The 12,504-nt window shown below is 65.9% G+C and carries 12 protein-coding genes; 7 read left to right on the top strand and 5 right to left on the bottom strand.

From position 1 onward, the window contains the following. The first annotated feature begins 75 nt into the window (after positions 1–75). Together M2343_RS12635 and M2343_RS12630 are read left to right on the top strand one after the other, a co-directional pair. The gene (locus tag M2343_RS12635; RefSeq protein WP_264576933.1) at positions 76–1,743 is read left to right on the top strand and encodes a hypothetical protein; all 1,668 of its coding nucleotides are present in this window, start codon (positions 76–78) and stop codon (positions 1,741–1,743) included. Positions 1,744–1,754: 11 nt separating this feature from the next. Beyond that, complete coding sequence (locus tag M2343_RS12630) at positions 1,755–2,873, top strand: glycosyltransferase (RefSeq protein ID WP_413716052.1); 1,119 nt, start codon at positions 1,755–1,757, stop codon at positions 2,871–2,873. A gap of 10 nt (positions 2,874–2,883) precedes the next feature. On the opposite strand, the gene M2343_RS12625 is transcribed toward M2343_RS12630, so the two are convergent. Further along, positions 2,884–4,347 (bottom strand): glycosyltransferase family 39 protein, encoded by a 1,464-nt coding sequence (locus M2343_RS12625; protein ID WP_264576932.1) that lies wholly within the window; start codon positions 4,345–4,347, stop codon positions 2,884–2,886. Positions 4,348–4,517: 170 nt separating this feature from the next. Here M2343_RS12625 and sppA point away from each other — a divergent pair, with 170 nt between their 5' ends. Further along, the gene (sppA, locus tag M2343_RS12620; RefSeq protein ID WP_413716051.1) at positions 4,518–6,413 is read left to right on the top strand and encodes a signal peptide peptidase SppA; all 1,896 of its coding nucleotides are present in this window, start codon (positions 4,518–4,520) and stop codon (positions 6,411–6,413) included. A gap of 2 nt (positions 6,414–6,415) precedes the next feature. Next, complete coding sequence (locus M2343_RS12615) at positions 6,416–6,814, top strand: GFA family protein (RefSeq protein WP_264576930.1); 399 nt, start codon at positions 6,416–6,418, stop codon at positions 6,812–6,814. Here M2343_RS12615 and M2343_RS12610 read toward each other — a convergent pair. Next, on the bottom strand, positions 6,790–7,455 hold the full coding sequence (locus M2343_RS12610) for a trimeric intracellular cation channel family protein (RefSeq protein ID WP_264576929.1): 666 nt from the start codon (positions 7,453–7,455) through the stop codon (positions 6,790–6,792). The genes M2343_RS12615 and M2343_RS12610 overlap by 25 nt on opposite strands. A gap of 131 nt (positions 7,456–7,586) precedes the next feature. Between M2343_RS12610 and M2343_RS12605 the strand changes: the two genes are divergently transcribed. Further along, the gene (locus M2343_RS12605; protein WP_264576928.1) at positions 7,587–8,165 is read left to right on the top strand and encodes an NADPH-dependent FMN reductase; all 579 of its coding nucleotides are present in this window, start codon (positions 7,587–7,589) and stop codon (positions 8,163–8,165) included. 12 nt (positions 8,166–8,177) lie between these two features. On the opposite strand, the gene M2343_RS12600 is transcribed toward M2343_RS12605, so the two are convergent. Then, positions 8,178–8,855 (bottom strand): YggS family pyridoxal phosphate-dependent enzyme, encoded by a 678-nt coding sequence (locus M2343_RS12600; RefSeq protein ID WP_264576927.1) that lies wholly within the window; start codon positions 8,853–8,855, stop codon positions 8,178–8,180. Between the two features lie 43 nt (positions 8,856–8,898). Between M2343_RS12600 and M2343_RS12595 the strand changes: the two genes are divergently transcribed. After that, positions 8,899–9,486, top strand: a complete 588-nt coding sequence (locus M2343_RS12595) for a thiamine phosphate synthase (protein WP_264576926.1) — start codon at positions 8,899–8,901, stop codon at positions 9,484–9,486. Here M2343_RS12595 and M2343_RS12590 read toward each other — a convergent pair. Then, complete coding sequence (locus tag M2343_RS12590) at positions 9,479–10,771, bottom strand: SGNH/GDSL hydrolase family protein (RefSeq protein WP_264576925.1); 1,293 nt, start codon at positions 10,769–10,771, stop codon at positions 9,479–9,481. The genes M2343_RS12595 and M2343_RS12590 overlap by 8 nt on opposite strands. A gap of 153 nt (positions 10,772–10,924) precedes the next feature. After that, positions 10,925–11,683, bottom strand: a complete 759-nt coding sequence (locus tag M2343_RS12585; protein ID WP_181560946.1) for a hypothetical protein — start codon at positions 11,681–11,683, stop codon at positions 10,925–10,927. Positions 11,684–12,032: 349 nt separating this feature from the next. Between M2343_RS12585 and M2343_RS12580 the strand changes: the two genes are divergently transcribed. Then, a complete protein-coding gene (locus tag M2343_RS12580; protein ID WP_264574095.1) occupies positions 12,033–12,482 on the top strand; it encodes a DUF3576 domain-containing protein in 450 nt (149 codons plus the stop codon). Positions 12,483–12,504: the final 22 nt, after the last annotated feature.

Genomic DNA, 12,504 nt, shown 5'->3' with positions numbered 1-12,504 from the left:
GGCTGCCGGTGCTAGCGGCTAGCTGAATGATGATCTGATATGCGGGCCGGCGGGCCTGTGGGACGTGGGGAATCAATGAAGCAGGGGTCCAGCGGTGCAGGACGGCTTTGGCTTGCGGCCACGCCCGTCCTCGTGATTTTTGCCATTGCGGCATTCCTCTTCGCGCGTGTCCAGAATATCTGGATCGACGAGACGACCCAGCTTTCCGGCGTCACCCTCGCGCCGGGCGCGCTGCTCTCCTGGCTGGCCGGCGGCTATGATGCCGGGTTCGGCGTACCGGATGACCGGATGCCGCCGCTCAGCTACTTTATCGATATGATCGGCTGGCACCTGTGGGGCGCCAATGAGCTGGCGTTCCGGCTTTATCATGCTGCAATCACGGCCGGCGGCATCCTGATCCTGATGCGCGCGCTTGCATCCCGTTACGGGTTGCGCGCGGCCCTGATTGCCGGGCTGCTGCTGGTGCTTTCCCCCCGGCTGGTCTCCATGGCCGTCGAAATCCGCGCCTATCCCATCCTTCTCGCGATCAGCTGTGCGCAGGCGGCGATGGTGATTCGCGGCGATGTGGCGCAAAGCGTGCGGCGGCTGGGCCTGTTCGTGCTGCTCGGTGTGCTGAGCGGCTACACGCATTTCTTCGGCATCGTTGCGACATCGGCCTATACGCTGGCCATCTTCATCGATGCGCGGACTGTGCGCGCCGCCGTGCGGGTGGTGCTGGCCTATGCGCTGCTGTTGCTGCTGTGGGCAGGACTGGCGCCCTTCATTCTGGGAGCGGCCAATCTGAGTTCGCCGGCACCCGGCTCCGCCGCGCCGGCCGGCGGGGTCGGTCTGGGCGATATCGCGGCCTTTCTGGCGCAGATGCTGGTGAGTGGCGCGACTTTGGTCGATCTGCCGGTGGCCGCCTTGTGCTTTGCCGGGGGCGCCATCCTTTTGCTCATCGCGGCAGTCGGTCTTGGCGGGCAGGCCGCCACACGCGGAACAGCCATCCGCCATGATCCGGTCATCGGCCTGATCCTCGCGCTGGCTGCGGGCATGATCGTGACCATCGCGGCGGCGCTGCTGGTCTCGCAATTCGATGCGCTCGCGCCGCGCTACAATATCTGGATGCTGGCGCCGCTCGCGGTGATCCTCGCGCTCGCCGCTGATGGGGCCATCGCGAGGCGCGGCCGGGTCGCCGACTGGGTACGCCACGCGGGCACCGCCCTGCTGGTCATTGGCAGTGCGGCGGCGCTGGTCATGTTCCTGGTGCGGGCCGACTGGTTCATCCACGGACCGTCGCGCACGCTGGAGTCCATGGTGGCCAAGGCTGAGAAGCCGCTCGCCGTGCTGCATGTCGGCGATGCTTGGGCATGGGCCTATTTTCCGCTCTATCGCACCCATCGCGACGATCTGCCGCAATGGCTGCTGACGGCGGACGGGCGATCCGCGATTCGGATCACGCGCGGCGGCGATCCGGGTGGGCCGCCGCAGCCGCTGACGGCGCTGGCCGACCGCGCCACATTGCTGGTCAGCCATGTCGAACTGAAGAGCCACAACGATCTGCGCGCCTTGGCGCGGGGTGAGACGCCCGCGCCGGCGAGGGATCTGGTCCCCGCCCTGACGGCGGCCGGATGGCGCCCGGCGGAAACAATCGATCGTCCCGGTAATTTCGCCTTCACCGGTACGCTGTACCATCAGCCCGACCCTGCATCAGCGCCGACCCGTCAACCCGCCGCGCCAGCCATTGAGGACCTTTCCGAGTGACCATCCAGACCATGACAGAAGCTCCGGTCGCGGCGCAGATGCTTCCGGCCGAGCTTGCGATCGTTGTTCCGACCTTCAACGAAGCGCAGAATGTGGCCCTGCTCGCCGATCTGGTCGACAAGGCCCTGCCCGGCGTCGCCTGGGAGCTGGTGTTCGTGGACGATAATTCGCCCGACGATACCTCCGGCAAGGTGCGGGCGCTGGCTCAGCGCGATCCGCGCGTGCGCATTCTCCATCGCTTCGGGCGCCGGGGCCTGTCGAGCGCCTGTGTCGAGGGCATTCTTGCGACGTCCGCCCCTTATGTGGCGATCATGGATGCCGATCTTCAGCATGACGAATCCGTGCTCAAGACCATGTTCGAGCGGATCAGGGCGGACGATGTCGATCTGGTGGTCGGCAGCCGCTATGTCGAAGGCGGCGGCATGGGCGACTGGAGCGAGAGCCGCCAGCGGATGAGCCAGTTCGCCACCAAGCTGGCGCTCAAGCTGACCAAGACGCCGATTTCCGACCCGATGAGCGGCTTCATGATGATGCGGCGCGATGCCTTCATGCGCTCGCTGCCCAATCTCTCCACGGTGGGCTTCAAGATCCTGCTGGATATCGCGGCCAGCGCACCGACGCCGCTGCGGGTCGCAGAAGTGCCCTACACCTTCCGCACGCGCCAGTTCGGCGAGAGCAAGCTCGATAGCCTGGTGCTGTGGGAATATGTGCAGCTGCTCATGGACAAGGCGGTGGGCCATATCGTGCCCGTCCGCTTCCTGAGCTTCGCCATGGTCGGCGGCACGGGTGTGGTCGTCCACTTTGCGGTGCTGACGCTGCTGTTCGTGGCGCTGGGCATGAGCTTCGCGGTGGCGCAGACCGCAGCGACGCTCGTCGCCATCACCAGCAACTTCCTGCTCAACAACATGTTCACCTACCGCGACCAGCGCCTGCAGGGCTGGGGATTGCTGCGCGGATGGATCACCTTCAATCTCGTCTGTGCCTTCGGCGCTGCGGCGAATGTCGGCGTGGCAGACTGGCTGTTCGTCAACAATGGCTACTGGGCCCTGTCCGCACTGGCAGGCATTCTGGTCAGCGTGGTGTGGAATTATGTGATGTCCGCCTTCTTCACCTGGAAGAAGAAGGGCTGAACGCAGCAGATCATTCGAACCTAACGAAGCGGTGGTAAGCCTCGGTCCGGTCGTCCCGGACCGGGCTAATTCGCGCTAACCGGGTAACCATGGCGCTCCAAGCCTCGCCCAAATCGGAATCGAACGGCGGACGCTGTTCAAAAACCAGAATCGTTGGCGGACACTTGTTGATGGCATCGGCACGCCGCCTAAGCTGACTGGCAATTGCGACTTCATCTGCCTCCGGGCTTCTCCGGCTAAGCACATGCCAATTCGAGGCAGGGAGTCGGTAGGCGGCGAGCTCGCGCGTGAGCTGCTCGTCATAATAGACGGTCGCGCCGCGCCAGCCTGAAGCCTTAGCGGCAATCGCCTCTCCGGGGTTGGGCAGGCGCTGTGCAGGGTAGTCAGGCAGAAGCGCCCATATATGAGCGATCGCGAGGAGGAGAAGCACGAGCGGGCGCAAGCTGCGCGGCAGGCTCATCACGGAAAAAGCGAGCAAAATCGGCAACGTCACAAGAGCGCCCATGAACGATCGTGCGAGGTAGATAGGCTTGAAGACGCCGACAAAGGCGAAGAGAAGTGGCCCCAGCACCAGAAAGGTCATCATGACGATGAACAGCCGCGGGGATTGCTTCCACAGTTGCAGGGCCCCGAAGACATACAGACTTACAACAACGATCTTGGCGAGCGCCGGAAAGGCGATGGCCGTCATCGTCTGTTCGTAGAAGACCTTCACGTCTGTGGGTGCGATCCAGCTGTTGCGGACCGCACCTTCGGTCATCGCATAGCCCAGAAAATGGACCGACTGTGGAATGCACAGCAGGGCCGCGACGGCGATGCAGGCACTCAGCAGCCAAAACAGTCGCCAGTCGCGATCATAAAGCAGCAGCAGAAGCGTTGCTGCGCCAAAGAGGACCATGAAGAGCAGCGAGACATATTGGAGGTAAAATGTAAGGGCGAGGAAGAGTGTAAAGCCAATGGCGCATCGCCACTGTCTCGTCCTCGGCATGTCGCGCTGTCGGAGCAACTCGAGATAGAAGTAGGTCGCCCACAGCATTGCGAAGGCGATGACGCCGTAAAAGCGGATTTCCCGAGTGTAATGAACATTCAGCGGGTGAAAAACGAAAAACAGTCCGGCGAGGATCGCTACCGGCAGGCCGAGCCAGTTCCGCGCAATCAGGAAGAGTGCGGGCACAGAAAGAGCACCGATGAACGCTGGTAGCGCCCGCATCGTAGTGCGGCTGTCACCGAATACGGATATCCAGGCCTTGAGCAGGACGGTAAAGGTCGGCGGATGTACATCGGTGGTGCGATGAAGCGAGAAGTGGTGGGCGTAAGTTTCGCGGGTATAGAGCCAGGTGAAGATCTCATCCTGCCAAAGAACCGGATGCTCTATCCAGAACAGTCGGACCACGGCCGCGAGAGAAACCAGAAAGGCCAGAAGGCCCGCCTGTCGATAGGTCCGATTCCCAATCCATGCAGCAAAACTTGACATATCGTCCCCCCACCCGGCTGTTGCATATCCACATTCCCGCAAGCCGCAAAGAACAACCCCTTGTTCCGTGAGCGCCCTGTGAGCGTGCTCGCCAGAGGTGCTGTATCTGACGGGAACGTGCATCGGGCAGGAAGATGCGCTAGCGAAGCGGCAAAGGAGCCGCCAACGTGCTGAGTCTTGTGAAAACTGCCTGGAAAATCATGATGGGGGTGAAGGACGCGCTGGTCCTGCTCTTCCTCATCCTCTTCTTCGCGCTGCTCTACGCCGGCCTCAAGGCCGCGCGGATGGAAGAGAGCTTTCCGGCCAGTGGTGCGCTCTATCTTTCGCTGGACAGGCCGATCGTCGAGCAGCCGCGGCCGATCGATCAATATGCGATGGTCGCGGGCACCGGCGGGTCGGGCGAGTATCGCCTGCGCGATGTGGTGCGCGCCATCGAGGCGGCGGCGGGCGACAGCGCGATCAAGGCCGTGGTGCTCGATCTGGATGGCTTTGGCGGCGGCGGGCAGGTCGCCATGCAACGTGTGGGCGAGGCGCTCGACAAGGTGCGCGCCGCGGGCAAGCCGGTGCTCACCCGCGCCTCCTATTATGACGATGCCAGCTACATGCTGGCCGCCCATGCCAGCGAGGTGTGGCTCGATCCGCTCGGCATGGTCGGGGTGACCGGGCCGGGCGGGAGCAATCTCTACTTCAAGGGGCTGATCGACCGGCTGGGCGTGAAGGCGCATGTCTATCGCGTCGGCAGCTTCAAGAGCGCGGTGGAACCCTATACGCAGGCCGAGCAGTCGCCCGAGGCGCGCGCTGCCAATGAGGCGCTGGTGACGGCGATCTGGTCCGACTGGCTGGAGCATGTCGGCAAGGCGCGTCCGGCGGCGCGGGTGCGCGATTATCTGGCCGATCCGCTGGCGCTGCTGCGCGCCAATGGCGGCGATACCGCCAAGGCGGCGCAGGCGGCGGGGCTGGTCGACAAGCTCGGCGATCCGGTCACGTTCGGCAATCATGTCGCCGAAATCGTCGGGGAGGCGAGCGATCCGCGGCCGGGCGATTATGCCGCCATCCCGTTCGAGGGCTATTTGCGCAAGCATAAGGAAGGCAGCGGCGGACAGGTCGGCGTCGTCACCGTCGCGGGAGAAATCGTGGATGGCGAAGCGGCGCCCGGGCAAGCCGGGGGCACCAGCGTCGCCAGCCTCATCAACGACGCGGTGGCCGAGGATTCGGTGAAGGCACTGGTGCTGCGCGTCGATTCGCCGGGCGGATCGGCGGCGGCGGCGGAGGAAATTCGCCTCGCGCTGGCCCAGGCGAAAGCGAAGGGCCTGCCGATCGTCGTCTCGATGGGCAATGTCGCGGCCAGCGGCGGCTATTGGGTCAGTACGGCCAGCGACATGATCTTTGCCGAGCCGGCGACGATCACCGGGTCGATCGGCGTGTTCGGCATATTGCCGAGCTTCGAGGATGCGCTCGCCAAGGTCGGTATCACCAGCGATGGCGTGAAGGCCACGCCGCTATCCGGCGAGCCGGATGTGATCGGCGGGGTGAGCCCGGAGTTCAACGCGCTGGCGCAGGCGAGCGTGGAGGATATCTATGGCAAGTTCATCGGTCTGGTCGCGAGCAACCGCAAGATGACGCCGCAGCGTGTCAACGAGATCGCGCAGGGCCGGGTGTGGGCCGGCGGCATGGCGCATCAGCTCAAGCTGGTCGACCGCTTCGGCGGGCTGGAAGAGGCCGTGGCGGAAGCCGCGCGGCGCGCCAAGCTGAGCGGCGATGCCGCAAGTGCGCGCTATTTCGACCCCGAGCCGGATTCGCTGGCGCAGTTTCTCGGCATGTTCCTGAGCGGGGAGGCTAGAGCGCCGGCCCTCACCGCGCCGCGTGATCTGCTGAGCTATGCGGCGCGGCAGCAGCGGCAGATTGCCGTGCGGATCATGCGTGACCTGCAGGGGCTGGTCGAGGGGCCGTCCATCCGCGCGGACTGCCTGGAATGCCGCGCCTTTACGCCGGCCAGCGCCATGACGTCGGGCGAGCAGGCAGGCTGGCTCGGCATCCTCCTTGGCGCTGCGCAGCGGCCGCTCTGAGAATGGCGGACGCGATCACCGGCGGTTGCCTGTGCGGTGCCTGCCGCTATGCGACCGATGCGGCGCCGATCAACATTCGCGCCTGCCATTGCCGGCTCTGCCAAAAGGCGACCGGCGCACCGCTTTATGCGCGTGTGCTGGTGCCGCTCGATGCCGTCCGTATCGAAGGCCCGGTGGGGTGGCATCACAGCTCGGCGGCTTTGCGACGCGGCTTCTGCACCGCATGCGGCACCACCTTGTTCTCGGAGCGCGCCTCGGCCAATGTGATCGGCCTTGCCATCGGCAGCCTGGATGAACCCGAGCGCTACCCGCCGACCGAGCATATCTGGACCTCAAGCGCGCTGAGCTGGCTGACATCGGCCGATGATCTGCCGCATTATCCCGAGGGGCCACCTGCCTGATCCGGGCTGTTACCGGTGCGATAATGCGGGAGCGCGAGGCCGCGCACGATGGCGACGGCGCGCAGGATGAAGCCGGCGATCACCGCCAGCACGGCGGCCCAAGGGGCTGCCATGCCGATGCTGGCGAGCAGCGCATAGAGGCCCGCCGACAGGGCGGCGGCGGTCACATAGATTTCTGGGCGCAGCACGATGGAGGGGTGGCCGGCCAGCAGATCGCGGATGATGCCGCCGACGCAGGCCGTGATGATGCCCATCAGCGCGCTGATGAAGGGCGGGATATCGAGGCTCATGGCCTTGGCGGTGCCGAACACGGCGAAGGCGACCAGCCCCACGGCGTCCAGCCAGTCGAGCGCGCGCTCGCTCCACCAGCGCTCGGGCGTCATCCACACCACCAGCGATGCACCGAGGCAGATGAGCGCGGGGCGCACATCGTGAATCCAGAAGACCGGCGCCCCGATCAGCAGATCGCGCACCGTGCCACCGCCCACGCCGGTGGCGATGGCGAAGAAGGTGAAGGTGACGAGGGTCTGGCCGAGGCGCGCCGCCGCCAGCGCGCCCGAGGCCGCAAAGACGAAGATGCCGACCAGCCCCATGGCGGAGAGTAGGGCATCGACGGGTACGGGCAGATCCTGCGGTGTCATGCGCCTCCCTTAGCGCAGATCGCTTGGCTTTCCATCTCTGCTGCCCCCTCTGCTGATACGGCGTTTCGCCGGTCGCGCAGGATGGGACAGGCTGCTAGGCTCGCGCCGACATTGCCACGGAGCCTGACAATATGAGCCTTTCGCTTCTCGTCTTCTATGGATCCTATCGGGAGGCGCGCGCCGGCATCAGGCTTGCCGATTATTGCGTGCGCACGCTGTCCGAACGGGGCCATAAGGTGGAACTGATCGATGCCCGCGCGGTCGGCCTGCCGATGCTGGACAAGCGCCTCTCCGACTACGCGCCCGGCACCGCACCGGCCGAGATGACGGCTCTCGCCGACAAGATCAGCGCGGCCGATGGCTTCGTATTTGTCACTGGCGAGTATAATTCCGGTCTGCAGCCAGGCCTCAAGAATCTCATCGACCATTATTATCAGGAATGGCGGCGGCGGCCGGCCGGCATTGTCAGCTATTCGGCAGGGCGGATGGCGGGCGCGCGCTCCAGCTATGCCTGGCATCCGACGCTGACGACGCTCGGCATCGCCGTGATTCCCGCCAGCGTGGCGGTCGGCGGGATCACGGACAGTCTCGATGCGGCCGGCGAACCAAGCGGCGCGGGTGGCGCGGCGCTGGTGCGCAGCTTCACCGGCTTTGCGGACGAGCTGGAATGGTGGGCCGGCGCGGTGAAAGCGCAGCGCAAGCCGGGCTGACGCGGCCGGCCTTCAGATGGCGTCGCGGGCACCGAACAATGCAGTGCCCACGCGTACATGCGTGGCGCCGAGCATCACTGCCGTCTCATAATCGCCGGACATGCCCATGGAGCGGCCCGGCAATCCATGATCGCGGGCCAGCTTGTCGAGCAGGGCGAAATAGGGGGCCGGCTCGACCTCAGCCGGAGGGACGCACATCAGCCCGACGACAGGCAAGTCCGCCGCGCGCGCCTGTGCCAGCAGGGCCGGCACATCGGTGATGGCGCAGCCGCCCTTCTGCTCTTCCTCGCCGATATTGACCTGCAGGAAGCAGTCCGGCCGGCGGCCCGCCTTGTCCATGGCCTTGGCCAGCGCCGCGATCAGCGAGGCGCGGTCGACGCCATGAATGGCATCGAACAGGGCGACGGCATCCTCCGCCTTGTTGGACTGAAGCTGGCCGACGAGGTGGAGGCGGATATCGGGATAAGCCTCGCGCAGCGCCGGCCATTTGGCCTGCGCTTCCTGCACGCGGTTTTCGCCGAACACGCACTGCCCGGCCTCGATGAGCGGGCGCACCGCCTCGGCCGGATGCGTCTTGCTGACGGCGATCAGCGTCACCGAGCCCGCTTTGCGACCCGCGACGCGCTCGACCCTGCTGATTCTGTCCCGCACATGCGCCAGCCGGCTTGCGGCCGTGCCGTCGGCGCTCATCTGATTATTTTGCCCATTCATCGGCGCCGCTATAAAAGGCGCGATGCACGCAGGCCAAGGCAAATCGCGCACTCCGCTCCCGACCGTCTGGCTGATGAGCGACGAGCGCGTCGCGACGGACGATCTGTTGCGCGCCATCGGGCGTCTGCCGCGCCATTCGGCCGTCATCTTGCGCCATTATCGCCTCGACCCCATCGCACGGCGGGCCTTGTTCAATCAGGTGCGGCGGGCAGCGCGCAAGCGCCATTGCCGCATCCTGCTCGCCGGCGATGCGAGGACGGCCATGCAATGGGGGGCAGATGGCCATCATGGCCCGACCGCCGGACCGCGCGACCCGCGCTGGCTGCATAGCGCGCCGGCGCACAGCCATAAGGAAATGCGGGCGGCGCAGCGCGCCGGTGCGGATGTCGTCCTGCTATCCCCGCTGTTTCGCACGCGTTCGCACCCCGGCGCGCGACCACTCGGCCCGGCGCGCTTTGCGGCGTTTGCGGGGCTTGCGGCTGTGCCGGTGATCGCCCTTGGCGGGGTCCACCCGCGCCATGCCGCCTTGGTGCGGCGCCTTGGGGCTATGGGCTATGCGGCCATCGACGGGTTGACGCCCAGACGTGGCCCGCGCGGTGGCGCTATTTGAACAGCGAGAGGTCGATGGACGCGGCCAGCGCCTCATAACCCGCGTCGGTGCCGTGCAAGAAGTCGCCCATATGATAGCCGGGCCGCATCTGTTGCGGATTGGCGGGGTCCGCAAAGGCGGCGTCGAAATCCAGCCAGGCATCGAAGATCTTACCGGAGCGGATGGCGGCATTGATGCCCTCCCGCACGGTCTCGGCCTCCGGCGTCCAGTAGGTCGCGCCCTTATAGGGGGCGATTGTCGCGCCGACCGCGGTGATACCGCGCGCCCGTGCGCGCTCGGCGATCTGGCGATAGCCCGCCAGCATCGTCTCCAGCGTTACCTTGGTGCCATCGGCGAGGACATTGGGCCGGCCAGCCTGCTGGGCCATGCGCTCGGCGCCAAAGGCGATGCCAAGATCGTTCACGCCCTCGAACACGATCAGATAGCGGATGCCGGGCAGGGCGAGGATGTCGCGATCCAGCCGGGCCAGCGCGCTATCGCCAAAGCCATCGCTGAGAACGCGATTGCCGCTGATGCCCTGATTGGCGATGCCCCACTTGCCGGGATTCGCCGCCAGCAGGCGGGCGGCGAGGAAGTCCGGCCAGCGCCGGTTCGCGCCGGGCGTGGAGCCGATGCCGTCGGTGATCGAATCGGCGAGCATGGCAATCGTCCCGGCACCGTCCTGCGCATCGACCTCCACGGCGGCGAGGAAGGGGCGATGCGGACCTTGCTGCACAGGCTCGAAAGGCTTGCCGAGATAATTGCCGGGGGGTGAGACGCGCAGCGTATCCAGCCCGCTTTCATGGCAGGTGCAGGGGCCGGTGTCGCCCGGCACATAGATCTGCACGGAGAGGCGGGCGAGGTCCGGCACGGGCATATCGACCGTGTCGCTCAGCAATGGCGCGCGCGCGGGGATGCGGGCTGTCGCCGCGCCGCCGAAGCGCAGCAGCCGGGCCGAGCCCGGCACTTCGGCGCCTTGCGGATCGAGCAGGGCGATGCGCACCCCGCCGATCTCCAGCGGCTTCTCGCCATAGGCATTGGTGAGGCGCAGCCGCAGGGCCTTGCCGCCGGCTGCGATGCGGAGCGTCTGCGCCAGCGTCTGATTATTATAACTTCTCGGCGCCATCAGTGGGCCAAGATCCGTGCGGGGGCGGACCGGCGCGGCGGACCAGCTGGTGATCCAGTCCGCCTGCGCGGGGGCTGCGGAGAGAAGCAGGCCGAGGGCCATGGCGGCGATGCCCGTCGTGCGTCCGATCCGGCTTTTCCCGGCGTGATCGCGACGATGGACGATCTGATTTATGCGCATAATCCCTCTCCCCGTTACGGCGCCCTTCGGCGGCCCGCACTGCGGTGCTGCCTTGTGGGGCGCCGCTATGTCAATCATCGAGACGGAAGAACCGCAGCGCTTGGGGGCGCGACTCAGCGCGTTCGCAAACGAGAGGTCAGCGCACAGGCGGGCTTAGAACTTGAAGGTGGTCCCGACGTAGACGGCCTGGCTGTCCTGCGCCTGATCCGTCACCGTGGGTGCGAGCCGGTTGTTCGGCCCGGCATAGCGCACGCCAGCCTTCAGGTTCAGGTTGCGGGTCAGCGAATAGCTGCTCGACAGATCGACGGCATAGCTGGGCTCGGCGCCGAGCGTGGCCGGCGTATCTTCCGCTGGCGAAGCAGCCGCGACTTCGCGATGCTCAAGCTGGACATTCGCCGAGAAGCGATCCTGCTTCGGGCGCAGCGTGAAGCTGGCGACCGGCTCGCTGATCGACTTCTCGATGATCGGGTCGAGCCTGGAGGATTCGATGCGGGTGCCTGGCGTGAACCGCGCGAGACCCTTGGTCACGCCCAGCCGGTATGCGACAGGCGCGACGCCGAGATTGGGCAGAACCCGCTCGGACCGGCCATCCAGCGCGGAGGCCATGGCGTTGGGCGTGCGGACGAGAATGGTCAGCGAGCGATTGCCGGCCGCCGAACCACTGGTCGGCGTGAAGCGGAAGCCCTTGCTCTGCGATTCGCGTGCGGCCTGGGCATAGGCCTTGGCCAGCTTCTCATCATGGGTGACCGGCGTGAACGAACCGATGCTGCCCAGCATCTTCAGCGACACGCCGCTTTGATCCAGGCCCTTCGATTCTGCACCGAGAACAGCGGAAAGCGCCGGGGTGAGGGCGAGCGAAAGGGCGGCTGTCAAAGCCCCCGCCAACGCGATCTTTCCCGTCTTCACCGTCACCGTTCGCTCCCTGCGCCGACTCCATTTTGAGGGCCGGTCTGTGTTCTTATATCATGAGGGGATAGCGCGGACCAGAAGCAGAGACGATTCGCTGGAAAGCGTGACCGATTCTCCACAGTGGCCACCGGCGAGCCGGTTATCCCCTTATAATCCCTTTGTGAAACGACCATTGTTCAACACGGTTGCAAAAATCAACCCATCGCAACTGAAATTGCGCCGGGCCGATGCCGGCAGCGGCGCGAGCGGCAGAGCCCGCGCAATCCGCCACTTGTGCCGCCGCCCTGCCTCACTATAGAGGCTGATCGACAGGGAGCCCGGTCACCACCGGACATCACGGGATAGGCAACGCATGGTTCTGAGCGGACACAAGACTTTGAAGGGCGGCCTGCTGCTGGCGCTTTCCTGCGGGCTGCTGGCAGGCTGCGGTGGCGGGAAGGATCGCCCCAAGGCCGATCTGGCCGCCTCGCGCGTGACCAGCATCGGCATCAACGGCTATCTCTGGCGCGCCAGCCTCGAGACGCTGTCCTTCATGCCCCTGCTCCAGACCGATTCCAACGGCGGCGTGATCCTGACCGACTGGTACATCAATCCCGCCGCGACGAACGAGCGCATGAAGCTGACGGTGACGATCCTCGACCAGGATCTGCGCGCCGATGCCCTGCGCGTGGCGGCCAGCCGCCAGATGCTGCAGAACGGCCAGTGGATCGACGCCCCCGTGCAGGCGGCGACGACCCAGAAGCTTGAAGAAATCATCCTGACGCGTGCCCGCGACCTGCGGCGCCGCGCGATCAGCGGCTGACAAAGCCCGGCCTCGGCGCCCG

The organism is Sphingobium sp. B8D3B, from assembly GCF_025961875.1.
Lineage (GTDB): Bacteria > Pseudomonadota > Alphaproteobacteria > Sphingomonadales > Sphingomonadaceae > Sphingobium.
This window is presented reverse-complemented; position numbering and strand designations above follow the sequence as displayed.